We start from the raw sequence: 14,803 nt of genomic DNA, 5'->3' as shown, positions 1-14,803 counted from the left end.
AATAGGCCAGTGACCATTTCTTCGGAGAACTCCGCCAGCCCAGCCGCCACCGCCACCGTGGACTTCCGCACCGTTGACCTGCGCGGCCAAAGCCTTACCCTCGCCGGGCTCCGGGCCGCAGTGCCGCGGGCCCAGGGCCAGACCGTGGCCGATGCCGAGGAGAAGGTCCAGGACATCATTTCGTCTGTCCGGCAGGGAGGTTTCGCGGCGCTGGGTGAACTCGCCCGGCGTTTTGACGGCGTGGCGCAGCACCACCCACTGGTTCCCCGGAAGGCCCTGGCGTCCGCGCTGGAGGAGCTGGACCCGTCCGTCCGCGGCGCGCTGGAGGAATCCATCAGCCGGGCCCGCCGGTTCGCTGACGGCCAGCGTCCGCGCAATATCGAGGTGCAGCTCGGCGACGGCGCAGTGGTGGCGCAGAACTGGGTGCCGGTGGCGCGGGTGGGGCTGTATGTTCCGGGCGGCCTCGCCGTCTACCCCTCCTCCGTGATCATGAACGTCGTCCCGGCCCTCGCAGCAGGTGTCCGGTCCATCGCCCTGGCGTCCCCTCCGCAAAAGGAGTTCGGCGGGCTGCCCCACCCCACCATCCTTGCCGCTGCCGCGCTGCTGGGGATCACCGAGGTCTATGCCATCGGCGGCGCCCAGGCCATCGCCGCGTTCGCCTACGGTATCCCGGCAACGGAGGCCGGCCCGGCCCTGGAGCCGGTGGACGTTGTGACCGGACCGGGCAACATCTTTGTAGCCACCGCCAAGCGTCTGGTCAAGGGCGTGGTGGGGATCGACTCGGAGGCGGGCACCACGGAAATCGCGATCCTCGCGGATTCCACGGCCCAGCCCCGTCTGGTGGCGGCCGACCTCATCAGCCAGGCCGAGCACGATCCCAAGGCAGCATCCGTGCTGATCACGGATTCCGGGGACCTCGCCGCCGCTGTCCGTGCCGAGCTCGACCGGCAGGCTGCGGCCACCAGGCACTCCGCGCGCGTCCGCGAGGCGCTGTCCGGCCCGCAGTCCGGGGTAGTCCTGGTGGACAACCTTGAACAGGGCATTGCAGCGTGCGACGCCTATGCGGCAGAACACCTGGAGATCATGACGCAGGATGCCGCGGGCGTCGCCGCCAGGATCCGGAACGCCGGTGCGATCTTTGTGGGCGACTACAGCCCGGTCAGCCTGGGGGACTACTGTGCCGGCTCCAACCACGTCCTGCCCACCAGCGGCACGGCTGCCTTTTCGTCCGGCCTGAACGTCACCACGTTCCTGCGGGCCATCCAGGTAGTGAACTATTCCCGTGACGCGCTGGCGGAAGTCAGCGGCCACATTGTCAGCCTTTCCGGAGCCGAAGACCTTCCCGCGCACGGGGATGCGGTGACCGCCAGGTTCTCCTGACATCTGCCGCAATGCCGACATGTAGTGGTGGCAACCACAACATGTAGTACTTACACGCTTGTTATTAGCCGGAGCGGAGACGTAAACTGGGATAGGGCGCACTTGCGCTTGCAATTTTCCGCTGGCACAGGTCCTGGGAGAGGGAGGCACGATGTACTGTCCGTTTTGCCGCAACCCCGATTCCCGGGTGGTGGACAGCCGGATGGCGGATGACGGCTCGGCCATCAGGCGCCGCCGCCAGTGCCCGGAGTGCGGCCGCAGGTTTACCACCGTCGAAACCACCAGCCTTTCCGTGATCAAGCGCTCCGGCGTGGGCGAGCCCTTCAGCCGCAGCAAGGTGATCAACGGGGTACGCAAAGCCTGCCAGGGGCGTCCCGTCAGCGAGGACGACCTCGCACTGCTGGCGCAGGAAGTCGAGGAACAGATCCGTTCCTCCGGCGCCGCCGAAATCGACGCCCACGAGGTGGGCCTGGTGATCCTCGGGCCCCTGCAGAAGCTGGACAAGGTTGCGTACCTTCGCTTCGCGAGCGTGTACCAGGCATTCGAATCCCTTGAGGATTTCGAGACTGCCATTGCCCTGCTCCGCCAGGAAGAACAGGACGCCCGGGGCGTTGCCGCTAAGGGCGCCAAGAGCTCCGAGAAGAGCCCCCTGTAAACTCCGGTGGCGGCAGCGGAGGGGAAGCCGAAGCCGCCACCGGCACTCTGTTCCGGAGGATCGCCGGACGGAAGAATGTATCGCCTGCGGCGGAACTCCCGAGCTGGTGGAATGCCTCCAGCCACACTCCAGCGGAACTCCCGTGCCGCCGTCGCCTGTTGGATCGCTGCGACGACGGCACGGCACCCGCGCTACTTGGCGAGCTTGTGCTTCAATGCAATTTCGATCGCGGCTCCCACGATGCCTGCCTCGTTGCGGAGGACCGCCGGGACGATCGGCGTGCGCAGCCGCAGGTTGGGCAGGTACTCGTCAGCGCGCTTGGAAATGCCGCCGCCAACAATAAACAGTTCGGGCGAGAACAGGAACTCGACGTGGGAGAAGTAGCGCTGCAGCAGCACGCTGTACTCGTCCCAGGACAGGCCGTCGCGTTCGCGGGCCACTGCGGAAGCCTTGGTCTCGGCGTCGTGGCCGTCGATCTCGAGGTGGCCAAGTTCAGCATTGGGGACGAGCTTGCCGTCGAAGATAAAGGCGGAGCCGATTCCCGTGCCGAGCGTGATGACCAGGACAGTGCCCTTGACACCGGCACCGGCGCCGTAGCGCGCCTCGGCCAGGCCCGCGGCATCGGCGTCGTTGATGACCTCAACGGGCCGGCCAAGGCGGGCAGTCAGGAGCGCATCGATGTCCGTGTTGAGCCAGCTCTTGTCCACGTTGGCGGCGGAGTGGACCACGCCGTGCTGGATGATGCCGGGAAAGGTCACCCCGACGGGCGAGCCTGCAGCAGGCGCCTCGGGCCGGGCGGACAGCTCGGAAACCACCAGCGCCACGGCTTCGGCAACTGATTCAGGCGTGGCGGGCTGCGGGGTGGGGACGCGGAACCGTTCCCCCAGCAGTTTGCCCTTCTTCAGGTCGACTATGCCGCCCTTGATTCCGGTACCTCCGATGTCGATGCCGATCAGCGGGGCGTTCTTGTGCGACTTCTCGTCCTTCTTGGCCAATGGGTTTCCGTTCGTGGCAGGGGCGGTCAGGGTTGCGGGGGCCGGTGGCCGGCCGGGAATTGATGTCCGGTCAGGAACCGGGAAGGGGTGGGCCATGGTGTGTGCGTCGTGGTGGTGCCCGGTTGGGCAGGGCTAGGGCAGCGTGAGGATTTCCGCGCCGGAGTCCGTCACCAGCAGCGTGTGCTCGAACTGGGCAGTGCGCTTCCGGTCCTTGGTGACAACGGTCCAGTCATCGGCCCACATGTCCCATTCCACGGTGCCGAGGGTGAGCATCGGTTCAATGGTGAAGACCATGCCGGCCTCGATCACAGTGTTGTAGGCAGGTGCCGCGTCGTAGTGCGGAATGATGAGCCCGGTATGGAACGCTTCGCCCACGCCGTGCCCGGTGAAATCACGGACAACACCATAGCCGAAGCGCTTGGCATAGGACTGGATGGCCCTGCCGATGACATTGATTTCCCGTCCGGGGGCCACAGCCTTGATGGCCCGGTTCAGGGACTCCCGGGTGCGTTCCACCAGCAGCCGGGATTCCTCGTCCACGCCGCCCACGAGGAAGGTGTAGTTGGTGTCCCCGTGGACTCCGTTGATGAAGGCGGTGATGTCGATGTTGAGGATGTCCCCGTCCCGGACCACGGTGCTGTCCGGGATGCCATGGCAAATGACCTCGTTCAGGGAGGAGCACAGCGACTTTGGGAAGCCCCGGTAGCCGAGGGTGGACGGGTAGGCGTGGTGGTCAAGGAGGAACTCGTGGCCCACTTTGTCCAGCTGGTCGGTGGTGACGCCGGGCTGGATATGCTTGCCCACCTCCACGATGGCCTGTGCTGCGATCTTCCCCGCGATCCGGATCTTCTCGATTGTTTCCGGGGACTTGACCTCCGAACCGGTGAATTTCGCCGGTGCGGGCCTGCCGACGTACTCCGGCCGGGGGATGGACGCCGGGACGGGACGCTGCGGACCTATGGTTCCCGGGGTGAGGGTGCCGATGGGTGCAGTCGAGGCAAGGGAAGGCATAGATTGATCATATAAGGCAGTGCAGAACGCCTAACAACCGGAAGCCGCGCGGGGCCTGCGTAAGAATTTAAGTTACGCGGGTCACGCCACAGCTTTCCCGCCGCCGGAACGAGGAGCAACGATGACTGAGTACTGGTACAACGTCAATACGCATGAGATCGAAGAGGACCGGCTGTCCGACTGGAGCCAGCTGATCGGACCGTACAAAACGCGGGAGGAAGCCGAGCACGCGCTGGAAAAGGTGCGCGCCCGCAATGAGGCTTGGGAAAAGGACGACGACGACTGACCGTCGCGCGGGCAGGCAGGCCGGGTGCCGGCCGCCTGTTCCGTCGCCGTCTTTAGAAGCCGGCGCCTTTTAGAACGAGTGTTCCGGCCCGGGGAACTGTCCTGACCTGACGTCCTCGCCATACTGCGTGGCCGCGTCCTTAAGTGTGCTGCGCAGGTCTGCGTACTGCTTGACGAACTTGGCCATCCGCCCGCCGCGCAGCCCGGCCATGTCCTGCCAGACAAGCACCTGTCCGGTTGTTTCCTTGCCCGCGCCGATGCCCACCGTGGGGACGGGAACAGCCGCGTCCACGGCGGCTGCCGTCCCGGCTGGGACCATCTCCATCAGCACGCAGAATGCCCCCGCCTCAGCGAGGGCGACCGCGTCATCGACAAGGCGCTGCGCATCGTCGCCGCGGCCCTGCACGCGGTAACCGCCGAGGGCATGCTCGCTCTGCGGGGTGAAACCGATGTGTGCCATGACCGGAATGCCGGCCTGGACCATGGCCTTCACCGTGGGCGCATAGTAGGCGCCGCCCTCGATCTTGACCGCGTGCGCCAGGCCTTCCTTGAGGAATCGGACGCCGGCGCCGACTGCCTGTTCCGCGGACACCTCATAGCTGCCGAACGGCAGGTCGGCCACGATGAGCGCGCGCTTGGCGCTGCGTGCTACGGCGCGGCAGAGGGGCAGCAGTTCGTCCACAGTGACCGGAAGGCTGGTCTCGTTGCCGAACACGTTATTCGAGGCCGAGTCGCCGACCAGGAGAACTTCTATTCCGGCGGCATCAAATATTTCAGCCGTGTACTGCTCGTAGGCAGTCAGCATGGCGAACTTGGTACCGTCCCTCTTGGCCTGCTGCAGGTGGTGGATGCGCACCTTGGCCGGCTTCTGCTGTGCCGCAGCCGCAGGCGCAGCTGCCTGGCCCGGCCCGCTGCCGTAGGGGGCGGGGACGTCGGCGGACATGCTGGAATCGGAGCTGTTGCTTGAGGACATGGCATGAGCGTAGTGGGGGAGCCGCTGTCCTAGCTACCGCGGGCCGGAGGCTCACCTGGTGATAAGGGTCATACGGGCTGGCCTGCGGCGGGTCCCGACGGTGCGCACAGCCGGGTTGCGCGGCTTAAATCCGGAGGCCGGGCGTTAACGCTGTGTTACGCGCGGCGCAGGCTTCAGCATCGGCGCCGAATGCTTAGTACAGTGTTGGTGAACTGCTGCCGGCTTCCCTTTACTGCGGGCCCGGAGCATGGACGTTGACCGGAGAAGAGGCCATCATGGACCGCCAGCAAGAGTTTGTCCTGCGCACAATCGAAGAGCGCGACGTACGTTTCGTGCGGCTGTGGTTCACCGACGTCGTGGGTTCGCTCAAGTCCGTGGCACTTGCCCCCGCCGAGGTTGAGGGTGCGTTCGAGGAAGGACTGGGCTTCGACGGCTCCGCCATTGAAGGCCTGGCCCGGGTGTTCGAGTCAGACATGCTGGCCCAGCCCGATCCTTCCACCTTCCAGATCCTGCCGTGGCGCGGGGAGACGGAACAGACCTCGCGCATGTTCTGCGACATCCTCACCCCGGACGGCGAACCGTCCGCCGCGGATCCCCGCAACGTCCTGAAGCGGACCCTCGCCAAGGCCGCCGACATGGGCTTCACCTGCTACACCCACCCCGAAATCGAGTTCTACCTTCTCAAGTCCCAGGAACCCGGCCCGGACGGCGCCCCCGTGCCCGTGGACGAGGGCGGCTATTTTGACCATGTTCCCGGCGGCGTGGCCCAGGACTTCCGCCGGACAGCTGTCACCATGCTCGAATCCGTGGGTATCTCCGTGGAATTCAGCCACCACGAGGCTGGTCCCGGCCAGAACGAAATAGACCTGCGCTACGCGGACGCCCTGCAGACCGCGGACAACATCATGACTTTCCGCACCGTCATCAAGGAAGTGGCGCTGCAGCAGGGCACCTACGCCACCTTCATGCCCAAACCGTTCACCGCCCACCCGGGCTCCGGCATGCACACGCACTTCTCGCTGTTCGAAGGCGACACCAACGCGTTCTACGAGGCCGGCGCCGAATTCCAGCTCTCAAAGACCGCCCGCCAGTTCATCGCCGGCATCCTCAAGCACGCGCCCGAGTTCACCGCAGTGACCAACCAGTTCGTGAACTCCTACAAGCGGCTCTGGGGTGGCGGAGAGGCTCCGAGCTACCTGAGCTGGGGCCACAACAACCGCTCAGCCTTGGTGCGGGTCCCGCTGTACAAGCCGGGCAAGGGCCAGTCCGCACGGATCGAGTACCGTGGCATCGATTCCGCGGCCAACCCCTACCTGGCCTACGCGGTACTGCTGGGGGCCGGCCTGAAGGGCATCGAGGAAGGCTACGACCTTCCGGCCGCCGCCGAGGACGACGTGTGGTCGCTGAGCTCGGCCGAACGCCGGGCCATGGGCCACGATCCCCTCCCCGCCAGCCTCCATGACGCCATCCGGACGATGGAAGACTCGGAGCTCATGCCCCAGATCCTGGGCGAACAGGTGTTTGAGCACTTCCTGCGCAACAAGCGCGCCGAGTGGCAGGACTACCGCCTGCAGGTGACGCCCTACGAGCTGCAGCGCAACCTCGGCATCCTCTAGGCTGCGGGCGTGAGCCTGGCACGCCGCCTCATTGCGGCTGGATTCAGCGACCTCGACAAGGGGGAGCGGTTCCTCGCTGCGCCGGAACTGGAAGGGCTGGACCAGGACAGGCTGTTTGCGGGCCTGCAGTTGGCAGCCAGTCCGGACACGGCGCTGCAGTCCCTGGTCCGCCTGATCGAAAAGCACCCGGCGCTCCGGGAACTGGCCACCGCCGACCCCGACACCAGCGAACCGATGTACCGCGTGCTGGGTGCGTCCGAAGCCCTGGGGGAGTTCCTGATACGGCATCCGGAACACCTGGAGGCCTTCCAAGTCCGCGCCAGCCCCGAGCCGCTGCAGTCCGATCCTGCCGCCCTGCGCGGGGTCCTCCTGCAGTCCGTGGGCGCTGACCCCCGCGCTGCCCGGCCCGTGGCAGCCAGCACCGGGAATGACGCCCATGCGGCGCTTCGCACGGCGTACCGCAGGGGTGTGGTGGACCTCGCCGTCAAGGACCTGTGTGCGGCCGATCCGCTGGATTTCCTCCCGTCAGTGGGAGCGGAACTCGCGGACCTTGCCGGCGCAGCCATCGAAGCGGCCCTTGCCGTCTCGCGCGCAGAGGCGGGTGAGCAGTACGGCGCCGGGGACGTTGCCGACGTCGGCCTTGCCGTGATCGGGATGGGCAAGTGCGGCGCCCGCGAACTGAATTACATTTCCGACGTCGACGTCATCTACGTGGTGGACCCCGGCACCCTCGATGACGCGAAGGCGAACACCATAGGAACAGCGCTGGCGAGCGGAATCTCCCGCGCCATCTCCTCCGTTGCCCGTGAACCGGGCCTGTGGGAGGTGGACGCGAACCTTCGGCCGGAAGGAAAATCCGGACCATTGGTCCGCACCCTTGCCTCGCACCAGACGTACTATGCCCGCTGGGCTGAAAGCTGGGAGTTCCAGGCGCTGCTCAAGGCCCGGACCATTGCCGGCGACGCAGACCTTGGCCGCCGCTACGAGGAAGCCGTCGCACCGCTGATCTGGAGTTCGGCAAGCCGGGACGGATTCGTGGAATCGGTGCAGGCCATGCGCCGCCGGGTGACCGAACACATTCCGGCTGCGGAGGAGCAGCGCCAGATTAAGCTTGGCCGCGGCGGGCTGCGTGACGTCGAATTCACCGTGCAGCTGCTCCAGCTGGTCCACGGCAAAGCAGACGAAACACTCCGACGCCGGGACACTACCTCCGCCATCGCTGCCCTGTCGTCCGGGGGCTACATAGGCCGCTCGGACGCGGCCGCCTTCGACAACGCCTACCGCTACCTGCGCCTGCTGGAACACCGCATCCAGCTCTTCCAGCTGCGCAGGACGCACCTGATGCCCGTTGCCGAACCGGCGCTCAGGTCGCTGGCGAAAGCCGTGCTGGGCCCCTTCTCCAACGAGCGTCCCCATCCGGACGCGCTGCTGTCCACCTGGCAGAAAACCAAGCGCTCCGTCCGGGAACTGCATGAGCGCATCTTCTACCGGCCGCTGCTCAACACGGCGGCCAAGCTTAGCAGCGAAGACGCCAAGCTGACGCCGGAAGCAGCCGAGGGCCGCCTGGCTGCCCTGGGGTACCGGGACCCGAAGGGCGCCATGCGCCATATCGAGGCCCTGACCGCTGGCGTCAGCCGGCGCGCAGCCCTCCAGCGGCAGCTGCTGCCGATCCTGCTCGACTGGCTGGCTGAAGGCGTGGACGCGGACGCGGGGCTCCTTGCGTTCCGGCGCGTCAGCGAGGCCCTGGGAACCACGCACTGGTACCTGGGGATGCTCCGGGACTCCAATGCGGCCGCAGAGCGGTTGTGCCACATGCTGTCCAACTCACGGCTCATTGCGGATCTGCTGGAGGTTTCGCCGGAGTCGGTGGCCTGGCTGGGCCAGGACAAGGACCTGGCACCCGTGGGGTTCGATGCCCAGTGGCAGGAAATCACCTCCAAGATGTCGCGGCACGCGGATCCGGAAAGCGCCATGCGCCTCATCCGACTGATCCGGCGCCGTGAAATCCTCCGGATCGCCATCGCCGATTCAGCCGGACTGCTGGACCAGGACCAGGTGGGGAGGGCCCTGGCGGATACGGACAGGGCCGCGGTCCTGGGGGCCCTGCGCGTGGCGGAGGGCATCGTCTCCGCCAACGGGCCGCTGAAGACCACCGTGCTGGTGGTTGCCATGGGACGGCAGGGCGGCCGCGAGATCGGCTACGGTTCGGACGCGGATGTGATGTACGTGCACAGGGCCCTGCCCGGGTTCAGCCCCGAAGAAGCACAGGAACAGGCCACCCGGATCGTCAACAAAGTCTCCACCCTGTTGACCCAGCCCTTGAAGCCCGCCATCATGGCCGAGCGGGTGCTCCAGATGGACGCGGACCTGCGCCCCGAGGGGAAGAACGGTGCCATGGTCCGATCCCTCGACTCGTTCGCAGAATACTACCGGCGCTGGTCCCTCATCTGGGAGGCGCAGGCGCTGCTCAGGGCCCGTCCCATGGCCGGCAATGACGACCTGGCCAGGGACTTCCTGGAACTCATCGAGCCCATCAGGTATCCGGAATCGGTTGCGGAGACGGACGTGCGGGAAATTAGGCGGATCAAGGCGCGCGTGGAGTCCGAACGACTGCCCCGCGGCGCCGACCCCGCACGCCACCTCAAGCTGGGCCGGGGCGGATTGAGCGACGTCGAATGGCTTGTCCAGCTCCTGCAGCTGCAGCACGCCGGCAGCCACCCGGAGCTTCGGACCACGTCCACCCTGGAAGCGCTGGACGCTGCCGCCCGGACCGGCCTGCTCGCACAGGACGACGCCGGCCTGCTGGCCGCCGCCTGGCGTCTTGCAAGCCGGATCCGGTCCGCGAACGTCATCTGGAGCGGCAAGGCCTCGGACCTTCTGCCGTCGTCCCGGCGCGACCTGGAAGCCGTTGCCCGCTGGTGCGGATACGAACCGGGACAGGCAGCGGCACTGGAGGAGGACTACCTCCGGGTCAGCCGCCGGGCCCGGGCGGTCTTCGAGCGGGTCTTCTACGGCCAGTAGCCGGTAGGAGGCGGCGGAAGGTGGCAGGGACGGCTGACACCTGTCGGGGCCCGGTGCTAGGTTGAGCGCATGGCTAGCCAACTCTTCCTCAACCTGCCTGTCCAGGACCTCCAACGCTCAGTCGGTTTCTTCACGGCCCTGGGCTTCACCTTCAACCCCGATTTCACGGACGAGAACGCCACGTGCATGGTGGTCAACGAGAACGCGTACGTAATGCTCCTGGTGGAGGCCTATTTCAAGACCTTCACCACAAAGGGGGTCGCCAGCACCAGGGATTCAGCCGAGGCAATCATCGCCTACTCCGTGGACAGCAGGGAGGCCGTGGACCAGGCAGTGCAGTCTGCCCTGGCCAACGGCGGCTCCGCGTCCCAGGATGCCCAGGACTACGGCTTTATGTACAACCACAGCTTCCAGGACCCGGACGGGCACCTTTGGGAGGTCTTCTGGATGGACCCTGCTGGCCCGCCCGCGGAGTCCCCCTCAAACGAAGATTCTGCCGGACCGCAGACCTGAACGGCGTGGCCACGGACGTCTGGCTGATTTCGCTCCAGGACCTCGACGACGACGCCCGCGCCATCCACCTCGAGGCAGTTGCCGGCCTCGAAATGGGGCCAGGGCAGGACAGGTTTGTTGGCGATCCGCTCCGGATGGCCCTCACCGGGCTTGCCGAGGAATCACGCCGGCCCTATGTCATCGAGTCCGCCGGCCGGGCCGTCGGCGTCCTGACCCTGCAGGCCGCTGCGGCGCGCCTGGCCGGCTGGCCGGACGACCACTCTGCGTGGCTCCTGAGGGGCTTCCTGCTCGACAGGCGCGAACAGGGCAGGGGACTTGGTCCGCTCGCGGCAGCCGCCGCCGTGTCCGCCGCCCAAAAACTCACGGCCAGGCACCACACCGGGGAGGCCGGCGTCGTTCTTTCCGTCAATGAAGCGAACGCTGCGGGCCTGTCCGCCTACCGCCGGGCCGGGTTCGTGGACCGGGGACAATACACCGGCGGGCAGGCGGGTCCGCAGCGGATCATGTTCCGCAGTTTTTGACCACAATGGCATAACAGGCGGCGGGCCGTATTGCGCTGAGAAAGCGATTGCCCGATCATGTGGAATGGCGGTGTTCTTCAACCTTGTTGGGGGGAGGGCTGAAACTGGTCTTCGTCCCGGGGGGCATTCGTCAGGGGGTCCGGCTCCCGGTCTCAGCACGTCTGGAGCCGGGCTCCCACCTTCGGGCCACACGCAAAAGGCGGCCACCGGTGAACCGGTGGCCGCCTTTGGTGTCTCAGGAGACGGTGATGCTAGACGCCGTAGTAGAGCTCGAACTCGTAGGGGTTCGGGCGCAGGGACAGCGGGCGGATCTCGTTCTCGTACTTGTACTCGATCCAGGTGTCGATCAGGTCCTGGGTGAACACGCCGCCGGCCTGGAGGAACTCGTTGTCCTCGCGCAGGGCCTCCAGTGCTTCCTCGAGCGTGCCCGGAGCCTTGGGGATGTCCTTGGCCTCTTCGGCGGGGAGCTCGTAGAGGTCCTTGTCGATCGGGGCGGGGGGCTCAATGCGGTTGCGGATGCCGTCGATGCCGGCCATCAGCTGGGCAGCGAACGCCAGGTACGGGTTGGAGGAGGGGTCCGGAGCGCGGAACTCGATGCGCTTGGCCTTGGGGTTGGAGCCCGTGATCGGGATGCGGATACCTGCGGAGCGGTTGCCCTGCGAGTAGACCATGTTGACCGGAGCTTCGAAGCCCTTGACCAGGCGGCGGTAGGAGTTCACCGTCGGGTTGGTGAAGGCCAGGACGGCGGAGGCGTGCTTGAGCAGGCCGCCAATGTACCAGCGGGCGGTGTCGGACAGGCCGGCGTAGCCCTTCTCGTCGTAGAACAGCGGCTCGCCGCCGTTCCACAGCGACTGGTGGCAGTGCATGCCGGAGCCGTTGTCGCCAAAGACCGGCTTGGGCATGAACGTTACGGACTTGCCCCAGGCGTCTGCGGTGTTCTTGATGACGTACTTGAACTTCTGCAGGTCATCGGCAGCGTGCGTCAGGGTGGTGAACTTGTAGTTGATCTCAGCCTGGCCGGCGGATCCAACTTCGTGGTGGCTGCGCTCGACCTCAAGGCCGGCCTCGTCCAGGGCGACACACATGGCGTCGCGCAGGTCAGCCTGCTTGTCGGTGGGGGAAACCGGGAAGTAACCGCCCTTGACGGGGGTCTTGTAGCCCAGGTTTCCGCCTTCTTCCTCGCGGCCCGTGTTCCAGTGGGCTTCCTCGGAGTCGATCTTGTAGAAGCTGCCCTGCGGGGAGGACTGGTACTGCACGTTATCGAACACGAAGAACTCAGCTTCGGGAGCGAAGAACGCGGTGTCGGCGATGCCGGTGGAGGCCAGGTAGGCTTCGGCCTTCTCGGCCACGCCGCGGGGGTCGCGGTGGTACGGATCGCCAGTGCGGGGGTTGACGATGGAGAAGTTCAGCGCCAGCGTCTTCTCCATGCGGAAGGTGTCCAGGAACGCAGTGGTGACGTCCGGGATCAGCTGCATGTCAGATTCTGCAATGCCCTGGAAGCCACGGATGGAGGACCCGTCGAAGAGCTGGCCGTTGACGAAGAAGTCGGCGTCAACGCTCTTGGCCGGCACGTTGAAGTGCTGCTGGACGCCGGGGAGGTCGGTGAAGCGGATATCGACGAATTTAATATCTTCGTCCTTGATGAACTTGAGGACTTCGTCCGCAGTCTTGAACATCTATGCTCCTAACGCATATGTAATATCTGGCTGGCAAGCCAGCTGATCCAGCGCAATCCGACGCGCAGGGAAACGCAGTTTCCCTGCTGTAAGTACCCTGCTGGTATTACCTGCCCTCTACTGCCTGGCGGCGGATTGCTTGAAACTGGTAACAGCCTATGGACGCGGCATTTCCCGTCCGTGTCCGCATTGTTTCGGGCAGGTTACATAGTGCCCTGATATGGCAACGCTATCTTCCGTCCACTCTGTGGTCTAACTCCATCCACAGTGTGGTCGGCGGGAAGTCGCTAAGCTTGGACCGTGGTAGATCGCAAAGACATCGGCTCCTGGCTCTCCGGCCCCGACACATCGGGCATCTCGAAATATCCGGGGGAGCGGCTGGGACTGCCCGAGTCGGGGCCCGGCTCCATTGCGCGGGCGGGCCGCAGGATCGCGGCCATCATGATTGACTGGGGCATCGCGCTCCTGATCAGCAACTTCGCTTTCGGGGGAGATCCGTGGGCCACCCTGGCGATCTTCGCCGTCGAACAGACCCTGCTGATAGGAACCCTTGGCTACAGCATCGGACACCGTGCCATGGGCATCCACGTGGTCAAAGCCGGCGGCGGGCCGGCCGGGCCGCTGGCCGCGCTGGTGAGGTCCCTGCTGCTTTGCCTGGTCATCCCCGCGGTCATTTTCGACCCCGACCACCGGGGCCTCCACGACAAGGCCATGGACACGCTGCTGGTGCGGCGCTAAAGGCTGCAGCCCCGGACTTCCCGGCCTCGACGCCCCGCTATACGGAGCTGGCTTCCCGAACTGCCGCGGTGCCTGGTGATGCCGGTGCGGCGTCCAGGTAGTTCCGCTTGTCCGCCCAGCGTTCGAACAGGACCGTGGCGAACGGGAAAACGGCGGAGATGCCTGCGAACAGCGCCACGACGAAGGGCCACCGCTGCAGCCTCCAGAGGGCAAGGGCGGCAATGCCATAGCCCACAAAGAGTGCACCGTGTATTGGTCCGGCAACCTGGACGCCTATTTCGGTGGTTCCGGCAATCCATTTGAAGTACATGCCGATAAGGAGCGCCGCCCAGCTGAAGGCTTCGGCGATGGCCAGGATCCGGAATGCGCGGATCACCGCTGTTTTCTTGTAGGTCACGATAACGTCCTCTCCTGCCGTGAAAGCGGCAAAGAAACGCCCCGGCTGCCGGCAGGAGCCGGAACCGGGGCAGGTTCATAAACTAGCGTCCGCGGTTGGGACGCGCCTTGTAGGGGTCGATGCCCTTGGGGATCGGGAGGCGGTTGCCCAGTGAGGAGATGCGCTTGGACACTGCGTTCACCTCAAGCTTGGTCAGTTCCTTCTTGAGCTTGCCCATCTTCTTGGCCACCTCGCTGATGGGCACCTGCCCCTCGCCCCGGCCGCTTTCGATGACGTGGACGGTGACGTTCGGCAGTATGCGCGCAAGGCGTTTGCGTTCCGCGTCCAGCAGCGGCTTTACCCGGTGCGTGGGGCCTTCGCTGACAAGGACGACGCCGGGACGGCCAATGGCGCGGAAGACGGCGTCCTGCGTCCTTGGGTTAACGGCAACAGGCTGTTCCTCAGTGATCCAGCCGCGGCGGAGCGTTCCCAGTGCGGCGCCGGAAGCGCCGGGCTGGTTCTCGATCTGGGCGAATGCGGCGCGTTCTGCCCTGCGGGACAGGATGAACGTGGCGCCAAGCAGGCCCAGGGGGATGCCGATGATCAGGCCGGTGATCCAGTTATCCAGCCAGAAGCCCACCAGGAAGCTGACAGCCACGACGCCAAGAAAAACCAGCAGCATTAGCCACGGGACCATGGGGTCATGACGGCGGGTCATGGTGAAGACTTCGCGGATCTGCTTGAGCCGGCTGGGCTTCTTGGCCTTCGCTTCTTTCGGCTTGCGGGAGAAGAGGCCACGCTTGACTGCGCTGGAGCCAGACGGAGTGGAGTTGCTGGAATCAGGGGATTTCGCCATAGTGCCTTAATTCTACGTGACCAAAGCGGAAGGGCCGGCACCGAATTGTTCAGGTGCCGGCCCGTCGGGGACGCTGCGTTTTATGGGTACTTCAGATCAGTGGTGTGCTGCGATGAGGGAGCTGGCTTCCTGGCGGGTGCTGCCGGAGGATTCGATGTGGGCGAGTTCGGCGGGGATCTCCCAGCCT

At 65.8% G+C, this 14,803-nt stretch carries 14 protein-coding genes; 8 read left to right on the top strand and 6 right to left on the bottom strand.

Annotated features, from left to right (window positions below; all coding sequences use genetic code 11):
* Positions 1-9: 9 nt before the first annotated feature.
* Together hisD and nrdR are read left to right on the top strand one after the other, a co-directional pair.
* Positions 10-1,380: a histidinol dehydrogenase gene (gene hisD, locus AC6CHP_RS17575; protein WP_188732232.1), complete on the top strand. Its 1,371-nt coding sequence runs from the start codon at positions 10-12 to the stop codon at positions 1,378-1,380.
* A gap of 151 nt (positions 1,381-1,531) precedes the next feature.
* Positions 1,532-2,035, top strand: coding sequence for a transcriptional regulator NrdR (gene nrdR, locus AC6CHP_RS17570; protein WP_104188663.1), 504 nt, complete (start codon positions 1,532-1,534; stop codon positions 2,033-2,035).
* Between the two features lie 191 nt (positions 2,036-2,226).
* Here the strand turns inward: nrdR and ppgK are convergent, their stop codons facing one another.
* Together ppgK and map are read right to left on the bottom strand one after the other, a co-directional pair.
* The gene (gene ppgK / locus AC6CHP_RS17565) at positions 2,227-3,030 is read right to left on the bottom strand and encodes a polyphosphate--glucose phosphotransferase (protein ID WP_104188661.1); all 804 of its coding nucleotides are present in this window, start codon (positions 3,028-3,030) and stop codon (positions 2,227-2,229) included.
* Between the two features lie 132 nt (positions 3,031-3,162).
* Complete coding sequence (map, locus tag AC6CHP_RS17560; protein WP_498231311.1) at positions 3,163-4,041, bottom strand: type I methionyl aminopeptidase; 879 nt, start codon at positions 4,039-4,041, stop codon at positions 3,163-3,165.
* A 121-nt stretch (positions 4,042-4,162) separates the two neighbouring features.
* Between map and AC6CHP_RS17555 the strand changes: the two genes are divergently transcribed.
* The gene (locus AC6CHP_RS17555; protein WP_188732230.1) at positions 4,163-4,327 is read left to right on the top strand and encodes an SPOR domain-containing protein; all 165 of its coding nucleotides are present in this window, start codon (positions 4,163-4,165) and stop codon (positions 4,325-4,327) included.
* 69 nt (positions 4,328-4,396) lie between these two features.
* On the opposite strand, the gene panB is transcribed toward AC6CHP_RS17555, so the two are convergent.
* The gene (gene panB / locus AC6CHP_RS17550; protein WP_498231308.1) at positions 4,397-5,299 is read right to left on the bottom strand and encodes a 3-methyl-2-oxobutanoate hydroxymethyltransferase; all 903 of its coding nucleotides are present in this window, start codon (positions 5,297-5,299) and stop codon (positions 4,397-4,399) included.
* A 275-nt stretch (positions 5,300-5,574) separates the two neighbouring features.
* On the opposite strand from panB, the gene glnA (AC6CHP_RS17545) reads away from it, so the two are divergent.
* The 4 genes from glnA (AC6CHP_RS17545) to AC6CHP_RS17530 all read left to right on the top strand — a co-directional run bounded on the left by glnA (AC6CHP_RS17545) (position 5,575) and on the right by AC6CHP_RS17530 (position 10,970).
* Positions 5,575-6,915 carry a type I glutamate--ammonia ligase gene (gene glnA / locus AC6CHP_RS17545; RefSeq protein ID WP_066280551.1) on the top strand — a complete coding sequence of 447 codons (1,341 nt, stop codon included), beginning with the start codon at positions 5,575-5,577 and terminating at the stop codon, positions 6,913-6,915.
* A 9-nt stretch (positions 6,916-6,924) separates the two neighbouring features.
* Entirely contained in the window at positions 6,925-9,936 is a 3,012-nt protein-coding gene (locus tag AC6CHP_RS17540; protein ID WP_498231306.1) for a bifunctional [glutamine synthetase] adenylyltransferase/[glutamine synthetase]-adenylyl-L-tyrosine phosphorylase, read from the top strand.
* Positions 9,937-10,005: 69 nt separating this feature from the next.
* On the top strand, positions 10,006-10,449 hold the full coding sequence (locus AC6CHP_RS17535) for a VOC family protein (RefSeq protein ID WP_427117344.1): 444 nt from the start codon (positions 10,006-10,008) through the stop codon (positions 10,447-10,449).
* A gap of 5 nt (positions 10,450-10,454) precedes the next feature.
* Positions 10,455-10,970, top strand: a complete 516-nt coding sequence (locus AC6CHP_RS17530; protein WP_498231304.1) for an N-acetyltransferase — start codon at positions 10,455-10,457, stop codon at positions 10,968-10,970.
* 251 nt (positions 10,971-11,221) lie between these two features.
* Here the strand turns inward: AC6CHP_RS17530 and glnA (AC6CHP_RS17525) are convergent, their stop codons facing one another.
* A complete protein-coding gene (gene glnA / locus AC6CHP_RS17525) occupies positions 11,222-12,646 on the bottom strand; it encodes a type I glutamate--ammonia ligase (protein WP_174177032.1) in 1,425 nt (474 codons plus the stop codon).
* Positions 12,647-12,946: 300 nt separating this feature from the next.
* Between glnA (AC6CHP_RS17525) and AC6CHP_RS17520 the strand changes: the two genes are divergently transcribed.
* Positions 12,947-13,384 carry an RDD family protein gene (locus AC6CHP_RS17520; RefSeq protein ID WP_104188642.1) on the top strand — a complete coding sequence of 146 codons (438 nt, stop codon included), beginning with the start codon at positions 12,947-12,949 and terminating at the stop codon, positions 13,382-13,384.
* 37 nt (positions 13,385-13,421) lie between these two features.
* Here the strand turns inward: AC6CHP_RS17520 and AC6CHP_RS17515 are convergent, their stop codons facing one another.
* Together AC6CHP_RS17515 and AC6CHP_RS17510 are read right to left on the bottom strand one after the other, a co-directional pair.
* Positions 13,422-13,781, bottom strand: coding sequence for a DUF3817 domain-containing protein (locus AC6CHP_RS17515; RefSeq protein ID WP_188732225.1), 360 nt, complete (start codon positions 13,779-13,781; stop codon positions 13,422-13,424).
* An 82-nt stretch (positions 13,782-13,863) separates the two neighbouring features.
* Positions 13,864-14,616: a DUF4191 domain-containing protein gene (locus AC6CHP_RS17510; protein ID WP_188732224.1), complete on the bottom strand. Its 753-nt coding sequence runs from the start codon at positions 14,614-14,616 to the stop codon at positions 13,864-13,866.
* Positions 14,617-14,803 lie beyond the last annotated feature (187 nt).

The organism is Pseudarthrobacter sp. GQ63 (genome assembly GCF_059758765.1).
The sequence above is the reverse complement of the archived record's forward strand: the minus strand, read 5'-3'. Positions and strand labels throughout refer to the sequence as shown.

Excerpts from the sequence above, each read along its gene's own strand:
- nrdR (WP_104188663.1), top strand. The coding sequence starts at position 1,532 with ATGTACTGTCCGTTTTGCCGCAACCCCGATTCCCGGGTGGTGGACAGC.
- map (WP_498231311.1), bottom strand. The coding sequence starts at position 4,041 with ATGCCTTCCCTTGCCTCGACTGCACCCATCGGCACCCTCACCCCGGGA.
- AC6CHP_RS17555 (WP_188732230.1), top strand. The coding sequence starts at position 4,163 with ATGACTGAGTACTGGTACAACGTCAATACGCATGAGATCGAAGAGGAC.
- panB (WP_498231308.1), bottom strand. The coding sequence starts at position 5,299 with ATGTCCTCAAGCAACAGCTCCGATTCCAGCATGTCCGCCGACGTCCCC.
- glnA (WP_066280551.1), top strand. The coding sequence starts at position 5,575 with ATGGACCGCCAGCAAGAGTTTGTCCTGCGCACAATCGAAGAGCGCGAC.
- AC6CHP_RS17535 (WP_427117344.1), top strand. The coding sequence starts at position 10,006 with ATGGCTAGCCAACTCTTCCTCAACCTGCCTGTCCAGGACCTCCAACGC.
- glnA (WP_174177032.1), bottom strand. The coding sequence starts at position 12,646 with ATGTTCAAGACTGCGGACGAAGTCCTCAAGTTCATCAAGGACGAAGAT.
- AC6CHP_RS17510 (WP_188732224.1), bottom strand. The coding sequence starts at position 14,616 with ATGGCGAAATCCCCTGATTCCAGCAACTCCACTCCGTCTGGCTCCAGC.